This is a genomic window from Streptomyces sp. NPDC008121 (assembly GCF_042957155.1).
Lineage (GTDB): Bacteria > Actinomycetota > Actinomycetes > Streptomycetales > Streptomycetaceae > Streptomyces.
Map to the genome: position 1 here is coordinate 75,827 of NZ_JBIBHT010000006.1, position 25,822 is coordinate 101,648.

The 25,822-nt window shown below is 72.7% G+C and carries 19 protein-coding genes; 15 read left to right on the forward strand and 4 right to left on the reverse strand.

Annotation, left to right across the window (positions count from 1 at the left end; translation table 11 throughout):
• Positions 1-444: 444 nt before the first annotated feature.
• The 3 genes from nrdR (at position 445) to ACFZBD_RS20895 (ending at position 5,352) form a co-directional block, all read left to right on the forward strand.
• A complete protein-coding gene (gene nrdR, locus ACFZBD_RS20885; protein ID WP_391141378.1) occupies positions 445-963 on the forward strand; it encodes a transcriptional regulator NrdR in 519 nt (172 codons plus the stop codon).
• Positions 964-1,122: 159 nt separating this feature from the next.
• Positions 1,123-4,014, forward strand: coding sequence for a vitamin B12-dependent ribonucleotide reductase (locus tag ACFZBD_RS20890; RefSeq protein WP_391141380.1), 2,892 nt, complete (start codon positions 1,123-1,125; stop codon positions 4,012-4,014).
• 213 nt (positions 4,015-4,227) lie between these two features.
• Positions 4,228-5,352 (forward strand): hypothetical protein, encoded by a 1,125-nt coding sequence (locus ACFZBD_RS20895; RefSeq protein WP_391141383.1) that lies wholly within the window; start codon positions 4,228-4,230, stop codon positions 5,350-5,352.
• Positions 5,353-5,405: 53 nt separating this feature from the next.
• Here ACFZBD_RS20895 and ACFZBD_RS20900 read toward each other — a convergent pair whose 3' ends face one another.
• Entirely contained in the window at positions 5,406-5,936 is a 531-nt protein-coding gene (locus tag ACFZBD_RS20900) for a TerD family protein (protein ID WP_391141385.1), read from the reverse strand.
• Positions 5,937-6,187: 251 nt separating this feature from the next.
• Between ACFZBD_RS20900 and ACFZBD_RS20905 the strand changes: the two genes are divergently transcribed.
• Complete coding sequence (locus ACFZBD_RS20905; protein WP_391141387.1) at positions 6,188-6,793, forward strand: DUF4937 domain-containing protein; 606 nt, start codon at positions 6,188-6,190, stop codon at positions 6,791-6,793.
• A gap of 156 nt (positions 6,794-6,949) precedes the next feature.
• On the opposite strand, the gene ACFZBD_RS20910 is transcribed toward ACFZBD_RS20905, so the two are convergent.
• Entirely contained in the window at positions 6,950-7,567 is a 618-nt protein-coding gene (locus ACFZBD_RS20910) for a TetR/AcrR family transcriptional regulator C-terminal ligand-binding domain-containing protein (RefSeq protein ID WP_391142202.1), read from the reverse strand.
• A 152-nt stretch (positions 7,568-7,719) separates the two neighbouring features.
• Here ACFZBD_RS20910 and ACFZBD_RS20915 point away from each other — a divergent pair, with 152 nt between their 5' ends.
• The 6 genes from ACFZBD_RS20915 to ACFZBD_RS20940 all read left to right on the forward strand — a co-directional run bounded on the left by ACFZBD_RS20915 (position 7,720) and on the right by ACFZBD_RS20940 (position 14,726).
• Positions 7,720-9,330: an ATP-binding cassette domain-containing protein gene (locus ACFZBD_RS20915; RefSeq protein WP_391141389.1), complete on the forward strand. Its 1,611-nt coding sequence runs from the start codon at positions 7,720-7,722 to the stop codon at positions 9,328-9,330.
• Positions 9,331-9,363: 33 nt separating this feature from the next.
• The gene (locus ACFZBD_RS20920; RefSeq protein ID WP_391141391.1) at positions 9,364-10,023 is read left to right on the forward strand and encodes a histidine phosphatase family protein; all 660 of its coding nucleotides are present in this window, start codon (positions 9,364-9,366) and stop codon (positions 10,021-10,023) included.
• A 12-nt stretch (positions 10,024-10,035) separates the two neighbouring features.
• Positions 10,036-10,947 (forward strand): ADP-ribosylglycohydrolase family protein, encoded by a 912-nt coding sequence (locus ACFZBD_RS20925; RefSeq protein WP_391141393.1) that lies wholly within the window; start codon positions 10,036-10,038, stop codon positions 10,945-10,947.
• A 223-nt stretch (positions 10,948-11,170) separates the two neighbouring features.
• Positions 11,171-13,084, forward strand: coding sequence for a DUF4153 domain-containing protein (locus tag ACFZBD_RS20930; protein WP_391141394.1), 1,914 nt, complete (start codon positions 11,171-11,173; stop codon positions 13,082-13,084).
• A 181-nt stretch (positions 13,085-13,265) separates the two neighbouring features.
• Positions 13,266-13,976 (forward strand): ribonuclease HII, encoded by a 711-nt coding sequence (locus ACFZBD_RS20935; RefSeq protein ID WP_391141397.1) that lies wholly within the window; start codon positions 13,266-13,268, stop codon positions 13,974-13,976.
• A 117-nt stretch (positions 13,977-14,093) separates the two neighbouring features.
• Positions 14,094-14,726: a hypothetical protein gene (locus ACFZBD_RS20940; RefSeq protein ID WP_391141398.1), complete on the forward strand. Its 633-nt coding sequence runs from the start codon at positions 14,094-14,096 to the stop codon at positions 14,724-14,726.
• A gap of 81 nt (positions 14,727-14,807) precedes the next feature.
• Here ACFZBD_RS20940 and ACFZBD_RS20945 read toward each other — a convergent pair whose 3' ends face one another.
• Both ACFZBD_RS20945 and ACFZBD_RS20950 read right to left on the reverse strand, forming a co-directional pair.
• The gene (locus ACFZBD_RS20945; protein ID WP_391141400.1) at positions 14,808-15,437 is read right to left on the reverse strand and encodes a hypothetical protein; all 630 of its coding nucleotides are present in this window, start codon (positions 15,435-15,437) and stop codon (positions 14,808-14,810) included.
• 215 nt (positions 15,438-15,652) lie between these two features.
• Complete coding sequence (locus ACFZBD_RS20950) at positions 15,653-17,836, reverse strand: RecQ family ATP-dependent DNA helicase (RefSeq protein ID WP_391141402.1); 2,184 nt, start codon at positions 17,834-17,836, stop codon at positions 15,653-15,655.
• Between the two features lie 133 nt (positions 17,837-17,969).
• Here ACFZBD_RS20950 and ACFZBD_RS20955 point away from each other — a divergent pair, with 133 nt between their 5' ends.
• The 5 genes from ACFZBD_RS20955 (at position 17,970) to ACFZBD_RS20975 (ending at position 25,649) form a co-directional block, all read left to right on the forward strand.
• Positions 17,970-19,487 carry a DUF4192 family protein gene (locus tag ACFZBD_RS20955; protein ID WP_391141404.1) on the forward strand — a complete coding sequence of 506 codons (1,518 nt, stop codon included), beginning with the start codon at positions 17,970-17,972 and terminating at the stop codon, positions 19,485-19,487.
• 115 nt (positions 19,488-19,602) lie between these two features.
• Positions 19,603-21,774, forward strand: a complete 2,172-nt coding sequence (locus ACFZBD_RS20960) for a glycogen debranching N-terminal domain-containing protein (RefSeq protein WP_391141406.1) — start codon at positions 19,603-19,605, stop codon at positions 21,772-21,774.
• Positions 21,775-21,884: 110 nt separating this feature from the next.
• The gene (locus tag ACFZBD_RS20965; RefSeq protein WP_391141408.1) at positions 21,885-22,655 is read left to right on the forward strand and encodes an NUDIX domain-containing protein; all 771 of its coding nucleotides are present in this window, start codon (positions 21,885-21,887) and stop codon (positions 22,653-22,655) included.
• A 167-nt stretch (positions 22,656-22,822) separates the two neighbouring features.
• Positions 22,823-24,601 carry an ATP-binding cassette domain-containing protein gene (locus ACFZBD_RS20970; RefSeq protein ID WP_391141410.1) on the forward strand — a complete coding sequence of 593 codons (1,779 nt, stop codon included), beginning with the start codon at positions 22,823-22,825 and terminating at the stop codon, positions 24,599-24,601.
• A 160-nt stretch (positions 24,602-24,761) separates the two neighbouring features.
• Complete coding sequence (locus ACFZBD_RS20975; RefSeq protein ID WP_391141412.1) at positions 24,762-25,649, forward strand: FCD domain-containing protein; 888 nt, start codon at positions 24,762-24,764, stop codon at positions 25,647-25,649.
• Positions 25,650-25,822: the final 173 nt, after the last annotated feature.

A 25,822-nucleotide genomic window follows, 5' to 3' on the forward strand; every position in this document is an offset into this window, starting at 1 on the left:
TGGCTTTCGAAAGGTTGCGCCAAACACACGTTCGAGTGAAAATTCGCGGATTGCCTTACGCGTTCACGCGGGTGGGTGTATATGCCGGTTCGGACTCCAGTCGGAATGCGGTCGCCACGGTAGCCTTCCGCGTCGGTCCGCGGGGCGGCGGGGCCCTCCGTCAGTGTGGCATCGGGGGCCCCGGAATCGGCGGCACCGCGCGCTTCCCGTACCCTCTGACCCGGCCCCGGGCGACTGTCCGTGCGCCGCGCCGCGCGACACGCGCGAAGGGGCGGAAAAGCGCTTCGCCACCAGATCTAGTGGTTGGATTGCATCAGCCGCCCAGAAGTTGTGGTCCCCGGGTCTGCCGGGGGTGCACGCATCGCCTATGCTGGTGGTCGCTTCGAGGGGCCCTGGCGGGCCCGGTGGGGCTTTTCAGTCGTGCCGTGAGGGAGGGTCGGAACCATGCATTGCCCTTTCTGCAGGCACCCCGACAGCCGTGTCGTCGACAGTCGCACCACCGACGACGGGACGTCGATCCGACGCCGCCGCCAGTGTCCCGACTGCTCCCGCCGTTTCACGACGGTGGAGACCGCCTCGCTGATGGTGATCAAGCGGTCGGGTGTGACCGAGCCCTTCAGTCGTACGAAGGTCATCTCCGGCGTGCGCAAGGCGTGCCAGGGGCGGCCCGTGACGGAGGACGCCCTCGCCAAGCTCGGCCAGCGGGTCGAGGAGGCGGTGCGCGCCACCGGAAGCGCCGAGCTGACCACCCATGACGTGGGGCTGGCCATCCTCGGCCCGTTGCAGGAGCTCGACCTCGTCGCGTACCTGCGCTTTGCATCCGTGTACAAGGCTTTCGACAGCCTGGACGACTTCGAGGCCGCCATCGCGGAACTCCGCGGGCAGCGGCCTCCCGCAGTGGAGAGCGGGACCGGAGCGACCCCCGAGGTCCCCGTTCCCGCCACCGCCACCGCCGCCGACTGACCGGCGGGCCGGACCCGAGGTCCGGCGAGACCGGTCGCCGAGCGGCCGAAAAGACGTGTCAGGAGCGCCCTCGGTGGTGCTCGTGGCAGCAGACAAGAAGACGGTGCCCTGGGACTATCTGGGCACTTCAGCGTGTTTTGCCCGTATATGGGAGGCGGCATGACAGAGACGGCGAGCGGCTCGGCACGAGGATCCCGCGCCAAGGGAACCAAGGTCGCCAAGGGCCTGCGTATCGAGCGCATCCACACCACCCCTGGCGTGCATCCGTACGACGAGGTGGTCTGGGAGCGTCGTGACGTCGTCATGACCAACTGGCGCGACGGCTCGGTCAACTTCGAGCAGCGTGGCGTCGAGTTCCCCGACTTCTGGTCGGTGAACGCGGTCAACATCGTCACCAGCAAGTACTTCCGCGGGGCCGTCGGCACCCCGCAGCGCGAGACCGGTCTGAAGCAGCTCATCGACCGGATCGTGAAGACCTACACGAAGGCCGGCGAGGAGCACGGCTACTTCGCCTCGCCCGCCGACGCCGAGATCTTCGAGCACGAGCTGGCCTACGCCCTCCTGCACCAGGTCTTCAGCTTCAACTCGCCGGTCTGGTTCAACGTCGGCACCCCGCAGCCCCAGCAGGTCTCCGCCTGCTTCATCCTGTCCGTCGACGACTCCATGGAGTCGATCCTCGACTGGTACAAGGAAGAGGGCATGATCTTCAAGGGCGGCTCCGGCGCCGGCCTGAACCTCTCCCGCATCCGCTCCTCCAAGGAGCTCCTCTCCTCCGGCGGCAACGCCTCCGGCCCGGTCTCCTTCATGCGCGGCGCCGACGCCTCCGCAGGAACGATCAAGTCGGGTGGCGCCACCCGCCGCGCCGCCAAGATGGTCATCCTCGACGTCGACCACCCCGACATCGAGGACTTCATCCAGACCAAGGTCAAGGAAGAGGAGAAGATCCGCGCCCTGCGCGACGCGGGCTTCGACATGGACCTGGGCGGCGACGACATCACGTCCGTCCAGTACCAGAACGCCAACAACTCGGTCCGCGTCAACGACACCTTCATGAAGGCCGTCGAGGCCGGCGGGAAGTTCGGCCTGACGTCCCGCATGACCGGCGAGGTCATCGAGGAGGTCGAGGCCAAGGAGCTGTTCCGCAAGATGGCCGAGGCCGCCTGGGCCTGCGCCGACCCGGGCATCCAGTACGACGACACGATCAACCGCTGGCACACGTGCCCGGAGTCCGGCCGCATCAACGGCTCGAACCCGTGCAGCGAGTACATGCACCTGGACAACACGTCCTGCAACCTCGCCTCGCTGAACCTCATGAAGTTCCTCAAGGACGACGGCAAGGGCAACCAGTCCTTCGAGTCCGAGCGCTTCGCCAAGGTCGTCGAGCTGGTCATCACCGCGATGGACATCTCCATCTGCTTCGCCGACTTCCCCACCCAGAAGATCGGCGAGAACACCCGCGCCTTCCGCCAGCTGGGCATCGGCTACGCCAACCTCGGCGCCCTGCTGATGGCCACGGGCCACGCGTACGACTCCGACGGCGGCCGCGCCCTGGCCGGCGCCATCACCTCGCTGATGACGGGCACGTCGTACAAGCGCTCCGCCGAGCTGGCCGCGGTCGTCGGTCCGTACGACGGCTACGCCCGCAACGCCGAGCCGCACCAGCGCGTCATGAAGCAGCACGCCGACGCCAACACCACGGCCGTCCGCATGGACGACCTCGACTCGCCGGTCTGGGCCGCCGCCACGGAAGCCTGGCAGGACGTGATCCGCCTCGGCGCCAAGAACGGCTTCCGCAACGCGCAGGCCTCGGTCATCGCCCCGACCGGCACCATCGGTCTCGCGATGTCCTGCGACACCACCGGCCTCGAGCCCGACCTCGCCCTGGTCAAGTTCAAGAAGCTGGTCGGCGGCGGCTCGATGCAGATCGTCAACGGCACTGTCCCGCAGGCCCTGCGCCGCCTGGGCTACCAGGAGGAGCAGATCGAGGCGATCGTCGCCCACATCGCCGAGCACGGCAATGTGATCGACGCCCCCGGCCTGAAGACCGCGCACTACGAGGTCTTCGACTGCGCCATGGGCGAGCGTTCCATCTCCGCGATGGGCCACGTCCGCATGATGGCCGCCATCCAGCCGTGGATCTCCGGCGCGCTGTCCAAGACCGTGAACCTGCCGGAGACGGCGACGGTCGAGGACGTCGAGGAGGTCTACTTCGAGGCGTGGAAGATGGGCGTCAAGGCGCTCGCCATCTACCGCGACAACTGCAAGGTCGGCCAGCCGCTCTCCGCCAAGAAGAAGGAGGCGGAGAAGGCCGAGGTCACCGCGAAGTCCGAGGCGACGATCCGCGAGGCCGTCGAGAAGGTCGTCGAGTACCGTCCGGTCCGCAAGCGCCTCCCCAAGGGCCGTCCGGGGATCACCACCTCCTTCACGGTCGGTGGCGCCGAGGGCTACATGACCGCCAACTCCTACCCGGACGACGGTCTCGGCGAGGTCTTCCTGAAGATGTCCAAGCAGGGTTCGACCCTCGCCGGCATGATGGACGCCTTCTCCATCGCCGTCTCCGTCGGTCTGCAGTACGGCGTGCCGCTGGAGACCTACGTCTCGAAGTTCACCAACATGCGCTTCGAGCCGGCCGGCATGACGGACGACCCGGACGTGCGGATGGCGCAGTCGATCGTCGACTACATCTTCCGCCGCCTGGCGCTGGACTTCCTGCCCTTCGAGACCCGCTCCGCGCTCGGCATCCACTCGGCCGAGGAGCGTCAGCGGCACCTGGAGACCGGCTCCTACGAGCCGACCGACGACGAGGTCGACGTCGAGGGCCTGGCCCAGTCCGCCCCGCGCCAGACCGAGACCCTGAAGGCCGTCGCCGCCCCGACCGCCCAGGCGGAGGCCCCGGCCCCCAAGCAGGCGCACACCTCGGCGGAGCTCGTCGAGATGCAGCTGGGCATCAGCGCGGACGCGCCGCTCTGCTTCTCCTGCGGTACGAAGATGCAGCGGGCGGGCTCCTGCTACATCTGCGAGGGCTGCGGCTCGACCAGCGGCTGCAGCTGACGACGAACGGAACGTCATCCGACGCGACGCGGGATCCACGTCGCGTCGGATGACGGGTGTTCCTCGCGGGGGTCGTTCGACCCGCGCATGAGAGAGGGAGCCGCCTTCCGGGCGGCCCCTCTCCGTCGTCTCCGGCCGAAAGGCGTTGTCGCGGCGAGCGACGCGATGGCATGCTCAGGGCATGATCAAGAGAATCGAGTCCTCCGTCCGCCGATGAGCGAGACGACCCGGGCAGGAGTGCCCGTATCGCCGACACCTCTGTTCGAGCATGCGCTCCGGCTGCACCGGCTCGCTCCGGAACAACCGCTTCCACACCGGGGAGAGCCCTACCCCGACGACACGTCGCATCGGGGCCGGCGTGGCCCCGAGGCACCGGAGGACCGGCGCTCGGCCGGCCGGGATGCGGCGCGCATCCTGGACGCGCACTTCGCGCGATCCTCCTCCCCGCGCGCGGTGGCCGACGCCTTCCACGACGTCTACATCCCGATCCACGACAACGATCACATCGCCGCCGCGGCTGAGCGAGCGGACAGGGAGCGCGTCCTTCGAACGGGCCGCTGGTTGGTCCGCTACGGCACTGATCGTTGCGCCGTCACCGTGGGGCTTGCCTTGCTGGCGGCCGTAGGAACGGCCGAAGACGTCCCTCTGATGCGCACGATCGGGCTTCTCTCCCTGCAATTCGGGCCACTGGCGGCCCGTGGTCTGGAGAGTCGGCCAGGAGGAGTCGAGGCGCTGCTCTGGCTCGGCGAGCGCGTCACCGGCTGGGGACGGGTCTATGTCGTCGAAGCCCTTTGCAGACTCGACGACCCAGTGGCCCGCCCATGGTTGCTTCGCAGAGCGTGCGACGGCGACGGCCTCAACGGGTACTTCGCCGGTCAGGTCGCCACCGTCGGCCGACTCCACGAGTCGCTTGCGGACCTCGGCACCGATCGGGAGATGGTCGACCACACCGGTCGGCTGCTCTACGTGATGAGTGGCTCTGGCGGGATGGGGCTCACCCTCGACCGCTACCCCCATGCGCGAGCCGTCCTGGAGGCTTATGGCCGGCATGTGGGTTCGCTCCGTCCGTCCCTCGCGCGCTACTGCACGGTCGGGTTGCTCACCGCGTACCTGACCGAGAAGTCTCCCGAGGCCGGGGGATGCGACCCGGAACAGTGGGCGGCGATCCGGGCGACGTACCTCTCGGTGCTCGACCGGGAGGAGTGGACCGAGACCGCCCGCGCCGGTCTCGCGTCGGGCGACCACCGGATGGAGTGGCTCGCCGAGCACGGGGCGCCTCAGCTGAGGCTGCGTGCCTTCCGCGATCGCGAGCGACGACACGCGAGCCCGGGTCTGTAGCGCCGGGCTCGGGTGTCGTCACGTCGGCATCGCGTCGGTGGGCACGGAGCGGGTCAGGGGTGACGGGCGCCCATCAGGGCCGTGAAGGTCTCCGGGTCGGTGTCGAAGCCGCGCGGGGTCGAGTGGTACGACCAGTCGGTGCCTCCGTCGCGGCTGAACTCCACGATGATCGCCGCGGTGGCGTCGGCCACCGTCGCGAAGTCGTGCTCCGCCAGGTCCGTGTAGCCCTCGCGGACCCGTACGCCCGTGTTGGCGATGTCGCCGAACGTCAGGCGCCCGCCGCCCTGCTGTATGGCCACGCCCACCACCACGCGCGCGTAGCGGGGCGCGAGGCGCTCCAGTTCGAGGGTCATCGCCTCGTCGTAGCCGAAGCCCTGCCCCGTACGGCTGTCCCGGTTGAGCGTGATCGTGCCGTCGGGGGAGCGGCTGTCGAAGTGCACCAGGTAGTCGGGCGTGCCGAACGGATCGTCCGCCGTGTAGACGCCCGCGATCAGGTCCAGGTCGTGCGCCGGGGCGCCGATCGGGGCGGGATCCCATTTGAGCGTCACCTCGACCTTGCCGACCCCCTTGTTGAGACCGCTCACGGTGAATCCCCTCTCCGCGCTCGCGTACGCGTCGCCTTGCCGATCCGGTCAACTGCCCGTGGTCGCGGGCACCTTGTTCATGGTGTCATGCGCGCCGCGCGAGGGCGGCGACCTGGCGGGGGCGGGCCCCCGCCGCGAACGGCGGTCGGTGGCGAGGCCCCGCACGGTGATCATTCGCTCCGGCCGGACTGGAGCGCATGCACTCCTCCGTACTCTGACCGCGGGCCCGTTCGGCCCCCTAGGATGGCGCGGTGCTGGTCAAGTGGATTCGCTGCACCGTGGTGGACCGTCGAGGGTTCGAGCGGGGGCAGCGGAAATGGGCGGGGCTGCTGGGTGAGCCGGGCTTCCGAGGGCAGGGCGGGGGATGGAGCCGGGGGAGGCCCGGTGTCGCCCACGTCTTCGCGTTCTGGGAGAGCCGGGCGTTCTACGACTCCTTCATGGCCAGGTCCCACGACCGTCTCGCAGCCGCGCAGACCGGCACGTTCAGGAACGCCCAGGTCAAACTCTTCGACCACCGTTTCGACGTGAAGACGGGCTTCGAGCCGCGCTTCACCGACGCGGACGTGGCACGGGTCGCTCACTGCCGCATCCACGACGGCAGGGTGGAGCACTTCGCCCTGATGCAGGAGAAGGTGTGGAACCCGGCGATGGCCGGTTCCCCCGGAATGCTGCGCGGGGTCTTCGGCGAGGCGCCGGGGAACGAATTCCTCGTGCTGTCGCTGTGGCGCTCCGCGGCGGAGCACGGCAAGTACCGCGCCGAACGCGTCGAGCGACTCGGGCTGCGCGCCCAGACGGAGGCCGACGTGGCGGCGCTGGCGGGGGACGTGGTGCAGCTCGAGCCGTCCTGGACGGTCTGAGTGGTCTGAGTGGTCTGGAGCGGTCCGCGGGCCGCACGGTCGGTGGTGGGGCGGCGGGATCGACTTGAGCGGTTGGCGGCGCGTCGACCGGAGTGATCCGAGTGGTCCGGCCGGTCGGCGATGCGTCCGTGTGCCGCGAGCGGCGCCCTACTGCCCTCACTCGGCGGCAAACGCTCCGGCCGTGACCGCCGCCAGTGTCGATCGGGCCGCCTGGTCCGCGACAGCCCGGTCGACCGGCTCGCGTGTCACGAACAAGCGCAGGAACAGCGGTGCCGAGACGGCCCGGACGACCGCACCGGCGTCGGTCCCCGCGGGCGCCTCTCCGCGGGCCACGGCCCGCGCGACGACGCTCTCGCAGCGACCGAAGCGCTCGGCGTAGAAGGCGCGCAGCGCGTCGGCGGCCCGCTCCGACTGGAAGGCGGCGGCGACGAACGCGGTCGGCGCGGAGGCGGCCGCCGGGTCGGCGAACGAGTCCGCCACCTCCTGGGCCAGGGCACGCAGGTCACCGCCGAGACTGCCCGTGTCCGGCGGCGTCCAGTCGTCCTCGCCCGCCAGGTCCAAGGCGTCCGCGACAAGCCCCTCAAGGTCGCCCCAGCGGCGGTAGAGCGTCGTCTTGTGCACCCCGGAGTGCTCCGCCACGTACTCGACGGTGAGGGCCGGATAGCCGTGCTCGGACAGGCCGGTCAGTACGGCGTCGCGAACCGCCGCCCGGGTTCTCGCGGTGCGGCCGCCGGGGCGTCGGCTGCCGGGCGCGGGCGTCGCGTCGCCCACCATCTCATCGCTCAATTGCTACTCCCGTTGCGTTAGTGAGTTCGAGTGTGCCACACTCGACGTAACGCAACCAGAGTTGCTTTTAGGTGGGAACTGGGTCGGAGCCGCCCTCCTTATCCGAACTGCCCGAACTGTCCACGCCTATGGAGGCGCCCTTGCCCACTCAGCTCTCCCTCCGCGATGTGACCGTCTCCCGAGGTGACCGTCTGCTCCTCGACCACGTCTCCCTCACCGTGCGCCCCGGTGAGCGGATCGGCGTGGTCGGCGAGAACGGCGCCGGCAAATCCACGCTGCTCCGGATACTGGGCGGACTCGACGCCCCCGACGAGGGCGAGGTCGTCTCCCTGGCCGACGGCGGCACGGGCATGCTCGCGCAGACGCCCAGGCTGCCACCCACGAGTACCGTCGCCGAAGCGATCGACGACGCTCTCGCCGACCTCCGCGCCATGGAGCGCCGGCTCCGCCTGCTCGAAGGAGAGCTCGCCACGGCGGGCGGCCGCGTACTCGCCGAGTACGGCGACCTGCTCACCGCGTACGAGCTGCGCGGCGGCTATGAGGCGGACGCCCGTGTCGACAAGGCGATGCACGGACTCGGCCTCGCGGACACAGGACGGGAGAGGGCGCTCGGCAGCCTCTCCGGCGGCGAGCAGGCCCGCCTCGGCATCGCCTGCGCTATCGCCGCCGCGCCCGAGGTCCTCCTCCTGGACGAGCCGACCAACCACCTCGACATACAGGCGCTCGACTGGCTGGAGGAGGCCCTCCTCGCCTACCGCGGCACGGTCGTCGCCGTCTCCCACGACCGGACCTTCCTGGAGCGGGTGGCCACCGTCGTCCTGGAGGTCGATGCCGACCGCCGCACCGTCGTCCGGTACGGCGACGGGTACGCCGGATTCCGCGCCGAGCGGGCCGCCGCCCGGCGGCGCTGGGAGCAGGCGTACGAAGAGTGGCGGGAGGAGACCGCACGGCTGGAGGTCTTCGCCGCGACCACCGCTCACGGTGTCGCCGCCGGCCGCTCCATCAAGGACAACAACAAGATGGCGTACGACCGGGCCGGTGGGCGGGTCCAGGCATCGGTCGCCGGGCGGGTGCGGAACGCGCAGGAGCGGCTGCGTCGACTGCACGCCGAACCCGTTCCCCGGCCCCCGCGCCCCCTGGCCTTCGCCGCGCGACCGGTCGCCGGCGAAGCCCGAGGGGACCTGGTGACCCTGGCCGGTGTCCGGGTCGCCGACCGGCTGACCGTCGACGCCCTGACCATCAGGGCCGGCGAGAAGCTGCTGGTCCACGGCGGCAACGGCGCGGGCAAGTCCACCCTGCTGCGCGTCCTCGCGGGCCTGGTCGCCCCGGATTCCGGAGAGGTCCGCCGCACGGGACGGATCGGCTTCCTGGCCCAGGAAATACCGGTCGACCGCCCGTCGGAGCGGCTGCTCGACGCCTTCGGGCGAGGGCTCGCCCTCACCGAGGACGAGCGCGAGGAGCTGTTGCTGACGTACGGACTGTTCCGCCGGGCGGAGCTCCGGGTCGCCGTCGGCAGCCTCTCCGCCGGGCAGCGCCGGCGCCTGGCCCTCGCCCGACTGCTGGCCCGCCCCGCCGACCTGCTGCTCCTGGACGAACCGGCCAACCACCTGGCCCTCGGCCTCGTCGAAGAGCTGGAGGAGGCGCTGGAGCGGTGGACCGGAGCGCTGGTCGTCGTCTCCCACGACCGACGGCTGCGCGACCGCTTCACGGGGCGGATACGCCGGATGGACTCCGGACACCTGGCCGACTGAGCCCCGCCGGACCGGCCCCTCTAGGGTCGGGGCATGGCACGACCGCGGCGCATCGTTCTCGTACGGCACGGAGAGTCGGAGGGCAATGCCGACGACACCGTGTACGAACGTGAGCCCGACCATGCGCTCAGGCTCACGGACACCGGTCTGCGCCAGGCCGAGGAGACCGGGGAACGGCTCCGGGCCCTGTTCGGGGAGGAGCGGATCAGCGTCTACGTCTCGCCGTACCGCCGGACCCACGACACCTTCCAGGCTTTCCGGCTCGACCCCCGGCAGGTCCGGGTGCGCGAGGAGCCGCGGCTGCGGGAGCAGGACTGGGGGAACTGGCAGGACCGGGAGGACGTGCGCCTCCAGAAGGCCTACCGCGACGCGTACGGCCACTTCTTCTACCGCTTCGCCCAGGGCGAGTCCGGAGCCGACGTGTACGACCGGGTCGGCGCGTTCCTGGAAAGCCTCTACCGCAGCTTCGAGGCGCCGGACCACCCGCCGAACGTCCTGCTCGTCACGCACGGACTGACCATGCGGCTGTTCTGCATGCGCTGGTTCCACTGGACGGTCGCCGACTTCGAGTCCCTGGCCAACCCGGGTAACGGCGAGTCGAGGATGCTGCTGCTCGGCGAGGACGGCCGGTACACCCTGGACCGGCCCTTCGAACGCTGGCGTACCCCGGAACCGTACGGCTCCACCGGATAGAGTGGCAGAGCGATGACCGCTGACTTCTCTCTCGACCGGCGCTTCGACCGCGCCCTGGCCAGCCTCCGTGGGCTGTCCGTGGGAGACGCCCTGGGCTCCCAGTACTTCGTCCCCGTCAACTACCCCCTGCTGAAACGACGCGAGGTCCCGGCCGGGCCCTGGCAGTGGACCGACGACACCGAGATGGCCTGCTCGGTCCTGGCCGTGCTCGCCCTGCACGGCCGTATCGACCAGGACGCGCTCGCCCAGTCGTTCGCCGAGCACCACGACTTCGACCGGGGCTACGGCCCCGCGGTCAACCGGATGCTCCGGCTCATCAGGGAGGGCGGCGACTGGCGCGAGCTCGCCTCCGCGCTCTTCAAGGGACAGGGCTCGTGGGGCAACGGCGCCGCCATGCGGATCGCTCCCCTCGGAGCCTGGTACGCCGACGACCCGGAGCAGGCGACCCACCAGGCCGAGATCTCCGCCTACACCACCCACCAGCACCGCGAGGCCGTCGTCGGCGCCATGGCCGTGGCCGCCGCCGCGGCGCTCGTCGCGGACCCCGCCGGCCCGCCGACACCCACCGACCTGCTCGACGGAGTCGTCGCCCTCGTGCCGCGCAGCGCCGTCGGCGCCGGCCTGCGCCGAGCCCGCGACATGCTCGACTACGGCGACGCGGGCACGGTGGCGGCCGTCCTCGGCAGCGGACGCCGCACCAGCGCCCACGACACCGTGCCCTTCGCGCTCTGGTCCGCCGCCCGAGCCCTCGGGGACTACGAGCGGATGTTCTGGACGACCGCGCAGGTCGGCGGCGACGTCGACACTACCTGCGCGATCGCCGGTGGAGTGGTCGCCTCCGGGACGGCGGGGGCGCCGCCCGCCGCATGGCTGGAACAGACGGAGGCGCTGCCGGACTGGCTTCCGGCCGGCGCCCACCCCTGACCCGGTCGCCCCGGCCGGAGGGCGCGCCGGTACGTCCCGCTTGTCCACGGGCGAGTGTCACGGTCCTGCCACAGCGCCGTCCCGCCAGGGGCGAGCGGCCGGAGCGCGGTTAGAGTCGGCCACTTCAAAGCGCTGATCATGACAAGAGCATGCGCAGACGAGACACCCGGACCGCAGACTTCCGCCTCCAGGCCGTGAGCGGGCCGGGTCGGGAGGGGGTCCCGTGTCCGACACGCCCGAGCAAGCACCGCAGAGCGGAACACCGGCCGAACCGGAGCCGCCCCGCGGCACGGAAGCCGGGCCGGGGGTCTCCCCGCCGCACCGTGCGGAACCGGAGCCGCCCCGCACGAGCGAGGCCGCGGCGCCCGCCGCCTCCGCGCAGCGTCGCCCGCAGCCACCCGCCGATGCCGGCCCAGCCGTACCGCGGCCCGCACAGCCGTCCTCCGGTACTGACCCGGCCGTACCGCAGCCGCAACAGCCGCCCGCCGGTGGCGGCACAGCCGTACCGCCACCGGCGCAGCGGTCCTCCGGCGGGGGCGCACCGGTCGGTGCGGCGCAGCCGCGGGCGACGGGCCGGGCGGGGGCGCGGCCTCCGCACCCCGACTGGCGGGTACCGGTGCCCGTGCGGGAGAGCCGGCTCGACCGGCTGCGCCCCGACCCGCCGGCGGGAGTGACCCTCCCGACGCTCGGGGCGATCGCCGTCACCGCCCTGCTCAGCGCCCTGCTGCTCGGTGACGGCATCGGCTTGAACCTGCTGATCGTGGCAGTGCCCGCCGTCCTCGCCGCCTCCTTCGCCGCCCGCGCCGCCGGCCGTCGACCCCGCCCGTGGACCCTGGCCTGGGCCGTCGGAGGCCTCGCCCTCCTCGTCGTACCCGCGCTGCTCGACGCGGGCTGGCCGACCTTTCTGGCGATCGTCTCGGCGTTGGTGTTGACCGCCCTCGCGCTGCACGGCGGCCGGGGCTGGCCGAGCGTGCTCTTCGGCCCCGTCGGTCTGCTCGACTCCCTCGGCCCGGGCGTCCTCTGGGTCTGGCGCGGGCTGCGGGAGCGCGCCGACGGTACCCGCGGGCGGGCCGGACCGGTCCTGCGCACCGTCGGGGTGGCGGTTCTGCTGCTCGTCGTCTTCGGCGCGCTCTTCGCCGGCGCCGACGCCGCCTTCGCCGATCTGCTCGGCTCGCTGATCCCCGACATCTCGGTCTCCCAGGCGCCCTGGCGGTTCTCCTTCCTGCTGCTCGGCCTGTTCGGTGCCATCTCCCTCGCCCGCACCGCCGCCGCGCCCCTGCGCTGGGACCGGGTGGTCTTCGCGCCGGGCCGGGCCCGCGGCCGGCTGGAGTGGGCGCTGCCGCTGATCGTTCTCAACCTGCTCTTCGCGGCCTTCAACGCGGTCCAACTCACCGTCCTCCTCGGCGGATACGGCCAGTTCCTCAGCGAACCGGATCCTGACTACTCCCAGTACGCCCGCCAGGGCTTCTGGCAGCTGCTCACGGCCACCCTGCTCACCCTCGCCGTGATCGGCCTCGCCCTGCGCTGGGCGCCGCGCTCGAATGCCCGCGACCGGACGCTCGTCCGTGCCGTTCTCGGCACCCTGTGCGCGCTGACCCTGGTCGTGGTCGCCTCCGCGCTGCGCAGGATGGACCTGTACGTCGACGCCTACGGCCTCACCCGCCTTCGGATCTCCGTCGCGGCCATGGAGATCTGGCTGGGCGTGGTCATCCTCCTGATCATGGCCGCCGGCATCTTCGGCGCCCGCCTGCTGCCCCGGGCGCTGGCCGCCAGCGCCGCCACCGCGGTCCTCGTCTTCGGCCTGGCCTCCCCCGACGCGCTGGTCGCCGAACGCAACGTCGAGCGGTACGCCGAACTCGGCGACATCGACCTGAACTACCTCCAAGGACTCTCGGCGGACGCGGTGCCCGCCCTCGACCGGTTGCCCGAGCCCCAGCGTTCCTGCGCGCTGCATGCGATCGACGCCCGGCTCCGCTTGGCCGACGGCGGTTGGTACGCCACCAGCTGGTCGCAGACGAGGGCCCGCGACATCCTGGCGGAGCGCGGGGTCACCCGACCGGCGGAAGCGTGCCGGATGCCCAGCCGTGAAGGGGAGTACGACCCCTACGCGGACGACGATCCGTACAGCGCTCCCTGACCCCGTTCACGCCCCTTCCGCCGCCCCGTCCGCCCGGCCGAGCTGCCCGGAACCGCGGCCGGACGACCGGCCTCGCCCCTCCTCCCCGCCACGGCGGAGGGGCGTTTCGGGCCGGGCCGGGACGGCTGACGGGATACCGGGTATCGCGGGCGGCCCCTATCGGCGTAACCTGTCTGGCGCCATGCCGTATGAACCACCCACCCACACCGTCGAGCGATCGCTCCGAGCCACCACCGGCGCCAAGGTCATCGCCGGGGTCGACGAAGTCGGACGCGGAGCGTGGGCCGGACCCGTCACGGTGTGCGCGGCCGTCACGGGCCTGCGCCGGCCTCCCGAGGGGCTCACCGACTCCAAGCTGATCACTCCCAAGCGCCGCACGGCCCTCGCCGCGGAGCTGGAGAAGTGGGTCACCGCCTATGCGCTGGGGCACGCCTCCCCGGAGGAGATCGACGACCTCGGCATGACCGCCGCGCTCCGGCTCGCCGCCGTGCGAGCCCTGGACGCCCTGCCCGTGCGACCGGACGCGGTGATCCTCGACGGCAAGCACGACTATCTGGGCACCCCCTGGAAGGTCCGTACGGTGATCAAGGGCGACCAGTCCTGCATCGCCGTGGCGGCCGCCTCGGTCATCGCCAAGGTCCGGCGCGACGCGATGATGGCCGAACTCGGCACCGGCGCGGTGGAGTGCTCCGGCTTCGACTTCGGCGCCAACGCGGGCTACCCCTCGCCGGTCCACAAGGCCGCCCTGGCGGACCGCGGACCGACGCCGTACCACCGCCTCTCGTGGGCGTATCTCGACGCGCTGCCGCGGTGGCAGCACCTGAAGAAGGTCCGCATCCCCGCCGAGGCGGCCGCACTGGAAAGCGGGGGCCAACTCGGCTTCGACTTCTGAACTTCCGGCTCCTGAACTCTCCATGACTCTCCCGCAGAGCCGCCCTCAGCAGCCGGGGCGCACCTGTGTGCCCACCCGCCGATGACTCGCGCACCGGCGTTTGATAGACATCCACTCATGCCTCTCATCCCCGAGGAGCCTCAGATTCACGAGAGTGCCCAGGGTCCCCGCGCCGCTACGGCCGCCGGACACCCCGCGCCGACCCCCCGTCCCGTACCCGGTCCGCGTTCAGCGGCCTCGCCGCGTCCCGGGCGTCCCGGCCCCGGACCGGCCAGGCCCGGACCGCCGGTACAGCGCCCGCACCCCGGTGCCGGCCCGTCCCCGTCGCCCCGTTCGGAGAATCGTTCCGAGCAGCGGTCCGGCCCGCAGATCCAGGTGATCCCCGCTTCGCCCGATGGCGCGCTCGACGCCGCCGAGGAAGCCGTGGACCTCCTCCTGGAGACCGGCCGCGCCCCCGGCGACGTCCTCGTCCTCACCACCGGTGAGCAGCACCCGTGGGCGGCGCACGAGCTGTCCTTCGGCGACGCCGCCTACTGGGCCCAGCAGGACGCCCACGACGACGTGTTCTTCGCGGACGCCTCCGCCGTGGAGCGGGCCTCGGCCCGCCCCGTCGTGGTCGTGGCGGTCAACGGCGGCGCAGCCGACGCGACCGCCCGCGCCCTGCCCCTGGCGAAGGGCCGCGCGACCGCGCTGCTCATCGTCTGCGGTGACCCCGCCGGTATCGACGCCGCGCTCGGCGCGGGCGTCTGAGCCGCACCACTCGTCCGCCGTCCCGACCCGGCCGCCCCTGAGGGCGGCCGGGTCACGGTCGTGTCCCGGTGCGGACGTCGTTCAGCGGGCTGCCGTGCGGCGCAGCGGCTCGGCCGCTCCACTCGCCGTGCGCGGCGAGAGGGCCCCGAGCTCGGAGCCGACGTCTCCGAGGTCGGTCGGGCGGGACTCCGAACCGGGCTGCCGCCCCCCTCGGCCCTCGCCCAGCACCTGCCAGCCCCCGCGGGTCAGGGTGATGTACGCCCCGCAGCGCAGTCCGTGCAAGGTGCAGGCGTCCCGCAGCCCCCACATCCAGGCGCCGTCCTCCTCCGTCCAACGCTCGTCCCCGTCCCGGCAGTAGAGCAGGACGGCGGTCCGCACCGGGGACCTGCGCCGGAGGTCGTGCGGGATGACCCGGCGCAGATGGGCGAGGAGCGCGTTCCGGAACTCCCAGCCGTCCGCGGGTATGGCCCGGCGGGCGAACGAGGCGCTGGCGGCGAGCCGTTCCTCATGGTCCAGGACCGCGATGACGGCCGTCGACGGTGAAGGCCGGTGGCGGGCGTGCAGCCCGCTGACGACCTCACGTGGGTTGCGCAGAAGCGGAATTCCGGCGGCCGCCCACTCCGATGGTTCGAGCATCCGAGCGAGGCGGCTGGCGGACTCGGACGACGAGCTGATCGAGGTGGCTGCGGACGGAGCGAATCCGAAGGTCACGGTCCTCCCTTCGGATACGCGCCCGTCGAGCGGGCGAAGTGGAGTGAGGGCGCGCCGCAGCACAGTCCTTCCGGACCGCGTACCTGCTGTGCGGGGCGTATTTCCAATTCTTGCGGGCCGCTGCGCGGGCGGCAACGAGCAATTGAGACCGCTGACTGGAATCGGCCGGTATGACACTCATATCCCTGCCCAGCCACCCACTGTTCACTCCCCGTTCACCCCTGGACGGCGAGCACGAGCGGGAACACCCCCTCCGCTCCCGCACGGCGCAGCTGCCGCGCCGCCACCGCCAGGGTCCAACCGCTGTCCGAGAGGTCGTCCACCAGCAGAACCGGCCCGGACGCCGAGGCCAGCCGCTCGGCCAGCGCCGGCGGAACCGTCAGGGCCTGATGGAGCCCGATCACCCGCTGCGCACTGTTCGTTCGCGAGATCCGCAGGTCCTCGGCCTCCGGCGCGTACTCGACCGAACCGAGCAGCGGCATCCTGCCGATCTCCGCGATGCGCTGCCCGAGCGATCCCACCAGACGCGGCCTGCTCCGCGAGGCGACGGTGACCACACCGGCGGGACGCGACGGAGCGTCAGGCGCTCCGGACGCCCAACCCCCCGGCCCCTTCGCCCAATCGGCCAGCACCCGCACCACCGCCTGGACGACATCGTCCGGAACCTCGCCGTCCGGGGCCTGCTCCGACAGCAACGGACGCAGCCGGTTGCCCCAGCCGATGTCGGAGAGCCGGCCCAGCGCCCGGCCGCCGAACGACTGCTCGCCCGCCGGAATCCGCCCCTTCAGGTCGACGCCGACCGCCGTCAGCCCCGTCGGCCACATCTTGCGAGGCTCGACGTCCACCCCTGGACGCCCCAGCTCGCCCTTGGCCGCGTCGAGCGCGGCGTCGGTCACCTTGGGGTCGAACCGGGACCCCGAGCAGTTGTCACAGCGCCCGCACGGCGCCGCCTCCTCGTCGTCCAACTGACGCCGAAGGAACTCCATCCGGCAGCCCGTCGTCGACGCGTACTCGCGCATCGCCTGCTGCTCCGCCGACCGCTGGCGCGCCACCCAGGCGTACCGCTCGGAGTCGTAGACCCACGGTCGGCCGGTGCTGGTCCAGCCGCCCTTCACCCGGTGCACCGCGCCGTCCACGTCCAGGACCTTGAGCATCGTCTCCAGCCGGGTCCGCCGCAGCTCCACCAGCGGCTCCAGCGCCGGCAGCGACAGCGGGCGCTCCGCCGCCGCCAGCACGTCGAGCGTGCGGCGCACCTGCTCCTCAGGCGGGAAGGAGACCGAAGCGAAGTACTGCCAGATCGCCTCGTCCTCCTTGCCCGGCAGCAGGAGCACCTCCGCGTGCGCGACCCCACGCCCGGCGCGGCCCACCTGCTGGTAGTACGCGATGGGGGAGGACGGCGACCCGAGGTGCACCACGAAGCCGAGGTCCGGCTTGTCGAACCCCATCCCCAGCGCCGAGGTCGCCACCAGCGCCTTCACCCGGTTGGCGAGCAGGTCCTCCTCCGCCTGCTGCCGGTCGGCGTTCTCCGTACGGCCCGTGTACGAGGACACCGTGTGGCCGCAGGTGCGCAGATGGGCCGTCACCTCCTCGGCGGCCGCGACGGTCAGGGTGTAGATGATTCCGGAACCGGGCAGTTCGTGCAGGTGATCGGCCAGCCAGGCCAGCCGGTGCGCGGCGTCGGGCAGCCGGACCACGCCGAGGCTGAGGCTCTCCCGGTCCAGGGGCCCCCGCAGCACCAGCGCGTCCGTCCCGGCACCCGTACCGAGCTGCTCGGCCACATCGGCCGTCACCCGGGCGTTGGCCGTCGCCGTGGTGGCGAGCACCGGCACGCCGGCGGGCAGATCGGCCAGCATCGTGCGCAGACGGCGGTAGTCGGGGCGGAAGTCGTGGCCCCAGTCGGAGATGCAGTGCGCCTCGTCGACGACGAGGAGGCCCGTCGCCGCGGCGAGCCGGGGGAGCACCTCGTCACGGAAGTCGGGGTTGTTGAGCCGTTCGGGGCTGACGAGCAGCACGTCGACCTCGCCCGCCGCCACCTCCTGCTGGACCGTCTCCCACTCCTCGGGGTTCGACGAATTGATCGTGCGGGCGCGGATACCCGCCCGGGCAGCGGCCTCGACCTGATTGCGCATCAGCGCGAGCAGGGGCGACACGATCACGGTGGGCCCGCTGCCGAGCTCGCGCAGCAGCGACGTCGCCACGAAGTACACCGCCGACTTGCCCCAGCCGGTCCGCTGCACGACCAGCGCCCGCCGCCGGTCGGCGACGAGCGCCTCGATGGCGCGCCACTGGTCCTCCCGCAGCCTCGCCTGACCGGTCGGGTCGCCGACGAGACGGGCGAGTACGGCATCGGCGGTGGCACGGAGGGCCACGCGGTCTTCGAGGCGGTCTGCGTTGGTCATGCCCCCATGCAACCCGATGGGTACGACAAACCGCGAACGAGCCGCGAGACCTGTGGACAACTCCGGCGGCACCGCCGCGAGAGTTATCCACAGGGCTTTCGCGATCGAGGGTGGTCGCGGGACCGTCGTGACCATGAACACGAACCCACACGCATCCGACAGCACGCCCTCCGGATCGCAGCAGATCACGCTGCGCAGCCCGGCTGAACTGGCCGACGCCCTGCCCTTCATGCTCGGCTTCCACCCGACCGATTCGGTCGTTCTCGTCGGACTGCACGGGGAGCGAGGACGCTTCGGCGGCCGGGTCAGGCTCGGCATCCCGAAGACACCGGCGGAGTGGCCCTCGACGGCCGAGCACCTCGCGGAGTGCCTGGTCGAGGGCTGCGGCCGGGGCGGTTCGCGCCCCGAGAGCATCGTGGTCTTCCTCTGCCAGGACCCCGAGCCCGGGGAGACGGCCCGCCAGGTGGTGGAGCGACTGCGGCCCTTCGCACACCGCCTGCGCACGGCCTGCGGGGAGCTCGACATCCCGGTCGGCGAGGCCCTCTGCATTTCCGACGGTCTGTACTTCTCCTACTGCTGCCCGGACGCCCGCTGCTGCCCGCCGGACGGCACCCCCCTCGCGCTGACCGGCACGTCGGTGATGGCCGCGGCCGCCGCCTACGCCGGAATCCAGGTCCGCGGAACGCTTCGGGAGATGCAGGCCCGGCTCAAGCCGAGGGAAGCCGTGGGCGGCCTCCCGGGCGGCGGCGCGCTGGGCGGCAGCGCGCCCTCCGCCGACGAGGAGCAGCGGCAGGCGCTGAACGCCGCCGCCGCGCGGCTCGTGCCGAAGCTCCTCGAGGACCGCACGGGCGGAAAGAAGGAGGTCAGGGAGACCACGAACGCCCTCGTCCGACAGCTCCTGCGGCGGTTCGGCGCACCGATCGAGGACGGTACGGCGGAGGCGGCGGAGCCCGTCTGCCCGCCGCCGCAGGCGCGGACGACGACCGTCAGGCTCGCGGGCGAAACGCTCGCGGGCCGGACCTGGGCCAGGGGAGCGGCGGAGCTGGACGCCGCCGACGACGCCCTCATCACCTGCGACGAAGCCGCCGAACTGATCCTCGGCCTGCAGGACCGGGAGACCCGGGACCAGGCCGCCGAATGGATGGAAGGCCCGGAGGGCGCCGCCGCCGTGCGGCTCTGGCGGGCCCTGTCCAGGCGCTGCGTCGCCCCCTATTCGGAGCACGCGGCCGCGCCGCTCACCCTCGCGGGCTGGACGGCCTGGTCCACGGGCGACGAGCCGGCCGCCCGCGTCGCGCTCGGCCTGGCGCTGGAGGCCGACCCCGAGTACGTCTTCGCCCGTCTGCTGCACCAGGCCTGCAACGAGGGGCTCGACCCCGAGTCGCTGCGCAGCTGCCTGCGCGAGGAGCGGCAGGCGAGGACCACTGCGGAGACCCCGGGCCGGGAAGGCGGGGGGAGCGCGGGCGAGGGTGCCGGGACGACGCACGGGCGGACCGGTGAGGCCCGGCCGCGCACCCGCCCCAGGCCGCGGCCTCGGGCGGTCGGGAAGACGAGGCGGACCGCCGGCGCCCCGCCCGCCCGGCTGCCGGCCAAGCCCCTGAAGGGCGGCGCGGTCCGCCGCGGAAGGCGGCCCGCCACGAGGAGCGGGCGGTGACGGCCGTGACTCGCCCGCCCGCGGCGGCGTTCAGTTCTGTGGCGGAGCCGTACGGCCCGTGCCGCCGTTACCCCAGCGGCTGTCCGGATCGCACAGAGAGCGCAGCACACGACCCATGGCCCCTAGCCCCGTCCCGGCCTCCGGACCCCCGTCTGGGCACCCGCCCCCCGCCGCCCACACGACCGGCCACCCACCCGCCGGGATCACCCACCCGGGCCTCGCGCGGCCGGGTGAACTGCCCTCCGTCCACGACGCTCTCCTCTGCGTCGCCCTGCCCGCCCTGGTCGTCTGCGCCGCACACGGCCAGCTCACCGGCCACGGCCTCGAAGGGGTCTATCTCGCCGGACGGCGGCTCCTCTCCCGCTGCGTCCTGCGGGTGGCCGGCCGCGAACCCCTCGCGCTCCAGGGGAGACTGGCCGCCGCCGACCGCGCCGGGTTCCTCGGCGTCGTGCGGACACCCGGAGACACCGGACCCGACCCCGGGCTCCTCGTCGAACGTTCACGAGGCGCGGACGGAACCGAGCGGATCACCCTACGCAGCTCCGCCGGCAGACCGCTGCGACTCCCGGTGGAGATCGCTCTGGGGACGGATCTCGCGGACCTGGCGGGGGTCGCGGCCGGCCGGCCCGGTCCCGAGCTCTCCGCGAGCGTCCACGGCACGGGGATGCGCTGGACGGCAGCCGACGGACGGAGCGCGGCCGTCACCGCCGACCCGCCGCCGATGGACGCGCTGGCCGCGGCCGGAATCCTCCGCTGGGACGTCGAGCTGCCACCGGGAGCCGCCCGCACGATCGAACTCCGCGTTCGCGGCGACCGGGCACCGAGGCTCTCCAGTGTCCCCGGGCCCGGGGGCTCCGGACCAAGCGCCGCCACCTTCGGCGGCCCCCCGTTCGACGCCACGCCCTCGGGCGGCGGACGGACGCTCGGCGGCGGGGGATCGCCCGCCGCACGCCCTGGAGGGCATGTCCTCGCCGAGGCCCGGGCGGAGGGAGACGACCCGCGCGCGGGAGAGCTGCTGCACACCGCCGTCGACGATCTCAGGGCGCTGCTGCAGCGCGATCCCGCACGGCCCGCCGACGTCCATCTCGCGGCCGGCGTGCCCTGGCGCTGTGGCCCCGTCGGCGTCGAGAGCCTCTGGGCGGCGCGCATGGCGCTGCCGCTCGGCACCCGGCTGGCCTTCTCGACCCTCCGAGCCCTGGCCCGCACCCAGAGCGGTGGGTCGGGAGCCGAGGCGGGGTGGATTCCGGGCCCTCTCCGGGACGCCGGCCCCTTCCTCCCGCCCCGCTGTACCGGGACCGAGGCGACGCTCGCCTTTCCGGTGGTCCTGGCCGAGGCCCGACGCTGGGGGCTGCCCGAGCAGGAGCTCGCCGAGCTGCTGCCCACCGCGGAACGCTGTCTGGGATGGCTCCGGGAAGCCGCGGACCCGCACGGCTTCGTCCCGGACCCGGGGCCCGCCGGGCCCTGGCGGGCCGAGACCCAGGCCCATGCCCACCGGGCCGCCGTCCTCGGCGCGGACCTGCTCGATGCCTGCGGCCGGCCCGGCGCGGAGGCGTGGCGGGACTGGGCGGACGGGCTGCGCCGACGGTTCCGCAAGGAGTTCTGGGTGTCCGACCGCTCGGGCGGCAGACCCGCCGTGGCCCGCGCACCGGACGGCCGGTCGTGGCACCAGCTGGGCGGCTGGGCGGCGCACCTCCTGGACACCGGCCTCCTGGGCGGTGGACGGCATGCCCCCGGCCTGCTCGACAGGACGGACACCGAGCAGCTGGCCCGCTTGCTCGGAGCGCCCATGCTGGACTCCGGCTGGGGGCTGCGCGGCCTCGGGGCCAAGGAGCCGGGTCACAACCCCTTCGGGCACCGGACCGGCACGGTACGGGTGCACGAGACGGCGGTGGCCGTGGCGGGGCTCGCCGCGGCGGGCTACGACAAGGAGGCGGAGTCCCTGCTGCGCGGACTCCTCGACGCGGCCGAGTACTTCGGCTACCGGCTGCCGGAGATGTACGCCGGAGCGCAGCGCACGGCCGGGGGCGCCCCCGTGCCGCACCCGGCCGCCTGCCGGCCCGCGGCGGTGGCAGCCGCGGCCGGGGTCCTGGTCCTGACGACGCTCGTCGGGATCAGGCCGGACGCGCCGGGCGGGACGGTCGCCCTCCACCCGGTACGGTCGGCCCCGCTGGGCGCCCTGAGGCTGTCCGGGCTGCTCGTGGCGGGGGAACCGTTCGCCGCCCGGGTCAGCCGACTCGGGCTCGGCATGGTCGAGGAGGCCGCCGACGGCCTCCAGCTCGGAGGCTGACCGGGATGCGGATCGCGAACGTGCCGGAAGCACCGCGGGAGGGAGAAGAAGTCATCGGTGATCCACCCGAGGGGAGTGTTTATCGTCAGGGAGACGACTATGATCGCGGCATGTCTCCCTACGACCCGTCGGCCTTTCCGCCCTTCGCCGTCACCGTCGATCTGGTCGTCCTCACGGTGCGGGGCCCCGCCCTGTGCGCCTTGGTCGTGCGACGGGGAGAACAGCCGTTCCAGGGCCGGTGGGCGCTGCCCGGCGGGTTCGTCCGGGCGGACGAGGACCTCGGTGCGGCCGCCGCGCGGGAACTGGTCGAGGAGACCGGACTCTGCGCCCACGACCCCGCCGCGCCGCCGCCCGCACTCGGCAACGGCGCCCACCTCGAACAGCTGGCGACCTACGGGGACCCGGAGCGCGACCCGCGGATGAGGGTGGTCAGCGTCGCCCATCTGGCGCTCGCCCCGGACCTCCCCGCTCCGCGTGCCGGTGGCGACGCCAACAGCGCCCGCTGGTCCCCGGTCGAGGAGCTGCTCGGCCAGGACGTTGACGCGGAGCACGCGGAGGAGAAGGCGGGGCCGCTCGCCTTCGATCACGCCAGGATCCTCGCCGACGGGGTGGAAAGGGCCCGCTCCAAAATCGAGTACTCCTCGCTGGCCACCGCGTTCTGCCCGCCGGAGTTCACCGTCGGCGAGCTGAGGAGGGTGTACGAAGCGGTGTGGGGGGTCGCCCTGGACCCACGTAACTTCCACCGCAAGGTGACCGGCACGCCCGGCTTCCTGGTCCCGGCCGGCGGCACGACCACGCGTCAGGGAGGGCGGCCCGCGCAGCTGTTCAGGGCGGGTGGCGCGACCCTGCTCAACCCGCCCATGCTGCGCCCCGAGGTCTGACGGCCCGGGGCCCGACGTCCAGCGTTCGCCTGGGCGCCTTCCGTGGTCCGGGTGCGCTGCGCGACGACCCCGAGCCGCAACCCTGCACCGAAAGTCCGAAATGTAGCGTTATCTTGCTTCGGTAGCCGCCCTGCCGCGGAGCGGTGTCACCTACCGCGAGAGAAGCGATGCTCCAGGCCATCGGACTCACCAGCACCCCCCGCCGCGACCTTGCGCCCGCCGTGGACGACCTCACCTTCGACGCCCGGCCGGGCCTCGTCACCGCCCTGCACGGCCCGGCCGGTTCGGGGAAGACCACCGCCCTGCGGTTGATGCTCGAACTCGAGCCGGGCCGCGGCGTCACCTACTTCCGCGGCCGGCCCCTCCATCGCATCGCCCACCCGCCGGGGGAGGTCGGCGTCCTGCTCGGCGATGTCGCCGGCCACCCCTCGCGCACCCTGCGCAGCCAGCTCCGGATGCTCTGCGCGGCCACCGGCGTTCCAGGGGCCAGGGCGGACGAGATGCTCCACACCGTTGGACTCGCCGGGCTCCACGACCAGCGCGTCGGTGCCCTCTCCCGGGGAATGGACCGCCGACTCGGTCTCGCGGCCGCCCTGTTGGGGGACCCGCACGCGCTGCTGCTCGACGAACCGGGAGCAGGGCTGTCCGCGAGGGAGAACGCCTGGCTGTACGAACTCCTGCGCGCCCACGCCCAGGACGGCGGGACCGTTCTCTTCACCACGGCGGACGCCAGGGAGGCGGCGCGCCATGCCGACCGGGTCGTCAGCCTGGCGTCGGGCCGCCTCCTCGCCGACCAGGACGTCGCCGAGTTCGCCCGTACCCGACTGCGGCCGCGCGTCGCCGTCCGAACCCCGCACGCCGCACGGCTCGCCGTACTCGTCACGCAGGAGGCGCGGGCCGCCCGCCGCTCCGTGGAGGTGGTCGCCGAGAACGGCAACAGCCTCTCCGTCTACGGCAGCGACTGCGCCACCATCGGAGAGACCGCCTTCCGGCACGGTGTGCTCATCCACCGCCTCGCCGACGAGGTGGGCGAGACGAACCCCGGCGGTGAGCGCCCGCCCGCCCGCCGCGATCCGGAACCGCCCCCCGACCCCGCCGTCGCGACCGCGGCCGGAACCGACGGTGGCGCGGACCGGAGGGGCCCGGAGCAGCCCCTGGCGGCCCGCCGGCCGCAACGGGCGCCGCTGCGCCCCCTGCGATACGAGATCCGCCGCCTCCTCGGCGTACCGAGCACCCCGCTGGTCGCCGCCGCGACCCTCGCTGCCTCCGTCCTGATCGCGGTCCTCCTCGCCCGCGGGGGAGGAACCCCGGTCCCCACCGCGATCGCGGGCTGGCCCGCCCTCTCCCCGCTGCCCCCGGCGGCGCTCGGGGCGGGGTTGCTCGGCGCCTTCTCCTTCGCGGACGAGTACCGCTACCCCGCCCTCACCACCGGCCGCGGCACCGTTCCCCGGCGCCTGGGTCTGCTGCTCGCCAAGCTCGCGGTGGCGGCCGCCGTCGCGGTCCTCCTCGCCGTCCTCGTGGTGGTGGTCGACCTGGAGGCCCTGCGTCTGGTCTACGGCGGCGACTTGATTCCCGTACCGGAGAACTGGCCGACGCTGTGCGCCAGTTGGCTCGGTCTGATCACCGGCTGCGCCTGGGCAGGTGTCCTGGGGGCGGGTGTGTTCCGGGTCGCCGCGGCCGGGGTGGCGGCGGTGCTGTCGGTGCCGATCGTGCTCGTACCCCTGCTGAACAACGCGATCGCCGGGCCCTCCGGGCGTTCGATCGCTGGCCTTCCGGCCCGGCTCCGCGCGTACGCGGTAGCGGCGTGGCCTTCCGCGGCCGACCACTGGCTCATGGGCGGGATCAGGGTGCTCGCCCAGCCCGTGGGGGTGGCGATGACCCTGGCGTTGACCGGCCTGCTCTGCGCCTATCTGTTCACCGGGCTTCGCCGTAAGGCGCGTTGGTGATCGCATGCGGACCGAGTACGTCCGGGTCGTAGGCAACTACCTTTGAAATGCCTAAGAATGTCCGATTAATCGTCAATTGTGTAGGGGGTGCCGATCACCCTTTCGTGTGCTTTTCACCAAAGACCTCAAGGGTCTCGGGAGCAACGCCGACAAAGGATGCGTGAGTACCCTTGCGCACACCATGATGACCGCCGCCCGTTCCGTCGACTCCGGCCTCGGCGCCCCGGGCGATCTCGACCGTTACCCCTACGCGGAGGCCCCCGGCGCCGATCGTGTCGGCCCGCCTGCCTGGGAGGGGGTGGAGAATGATCTGGGCCGGGTCGGCAGGCGCACCGCCGGCAGTCGCGGACGCGGCCTGCACGGCCAACTCGTCCAGCAGCTCGGCCAGATGATCGTCTCCGGTGACCTCGGCGCCGACCGGCCGCTGGTCCCTGAGGAGATCGGCCAGCGCTTCGAGGTCTCCCGGACCGTCGTGCGCGAGTCGCTGCGCGTCCTGGAGGCGAAGGGTCTGGTCAGCGCCCGCCCCAACGTCGGCACCCGGGTCCGGCCGGTCAGCGACTGGAACCTGCTGGACCCCGACATCATCGAATGGCGCGCCTTCGGCCCGCAGCGCGACGACCAGCGCCGCGAGCTGAACGAGCTGCGGTGGACGATCGAGCCCCTGGCCGCCCGCCTCGCCGCCGGACACGGCCGCGAGGACGTTCAGCAGCGGCTCGCCGACATGGTCGAGATCATGAGCCACGCCTACGCCCAGGGCGACGGCATCACCTACTCGCGCGCCGACACCGAGTTCCACTCGCTGCTCATCCAGCTCGCCGGCAACCGGATGCTGGAGCACCTCTCCGGCATCGTCGCCGCGGCGCTCCAGGTCTCCGGCGGCCCGGCCACCGGCTGTGACCGTCCCGGCGAGAACTGCATCGTCCACCACGCGCGCATCGTCGACGCCCTCGCCGCCGGAGACGCCTACGCCGCCGAGACCGCCATGCGCCAGCTCCTGACGGTCCACCCCGAGGTGGAGCGTGTGGTGCCCGCGCCGCGCGAGCACTGACGCGCGCGGGCCGTGGCCAGGAGTACGGGGACGTGCGCATCGCGTGTCGCCCGACTCGCGCGGACCCCGGGGATCACGGCCGATCTCCGGGGATCGCGGGGGCCTGGCGGCACAAACGTACGATCTGTACTCCTTCCGGCCGTTTCGTCGCTCATGGGGTGTGACTCGGGCCA

Coding starts and splice junctions, on each gene's coding strand:
- nrdR (WP_391141378.1), top strand. CDS start 445: ATGCATTGCCCTTTCTGCAGGCACCCCGACAGCCGTGTCGTCGACAGT.
- ACFZBD_RS20890 (WP_391141380.1), top strand. CDS start 1,123: ATGACAGAGACGGCGAGCGGCTCGGCACGAGGATCCCGCGCCAAGGGA.
- ACFZBD_RS20895 (WP_391141383.1), top strand. CDS start 4,228: ATGAGCGAGACGACCCGGGCAGGAGTGCCCGTATCGCCGACACCTCTG.
- ACFZBD_RS20910 (WP_391142202.1), bottom strand. CDS start 7,567: ATGGTGGGCGACGCGACGCCCGCGCCCGGCAGCCGACGCCCCGGCGGC.
- ACFZBD_RS20920 (WP_391141391.1), top strand. CDS start 9,364: ATGGCACGACCGCGGCGCATCGTTCTCGTACGGCACGGAGAGTCGGAG.
- ACFZBD_RS20925 (WP_391141393.1), top strand. CDS start 10,036: ATGACCGCTGACTTCTCTCTCGACCGGCGCTTCGACCGCGCCCTGGCC.
- ACFZBD_RS20935 (WP_391141397.1), top strand. CDS start 13,266: ATGCCGTATGAACCACCCACCCACACCGTCGAGCGATCGCTCCGAGCC.
- ACFZBD_RS20940 (WP_391141398.1), top strand. CDS start 14,094: ATGCCTCTCATCCCCGAGGAGCCTCAGATTCACGAGAGTGCCCAGGGT.
- ACFZBD_RS20950 (WP_391141402.1), bottom strand. CDS start 17,836: ATGACCAACGCAGACCGCCTCGAAGACCGCGTGGCCCTCCGTGCCACC.
- ACFZBD_RS20955 (WP_391141404.1), top strand. CDS start 17,970: ATGAACACGAACCCACACGCATCCGACAGCACGCCCTCCGGATCGCAG.
- ACFZBD_RS20960 (WP_391141406.1), top strand. CDS start 19,603: ATGGCCCCTAGCCCCGTCCCGGCCTCCGGACCCCCGTCTGGGCACCCG.
- ACFZBD_RS20965 (WP_391141408.1), top strand. CDS start 21,885: ATGTCTCCCTACGACCCGTCGGCCTTTCCGCCCTTCGCCGTCACCGTC.
- ACFZBD_RS20970 (WP_391141410.1), top strand. CDS start 22,823: ATGCTCCAGGCCATCGGACTCACCAGCACCCCCCGCCGCGACCTTGCG.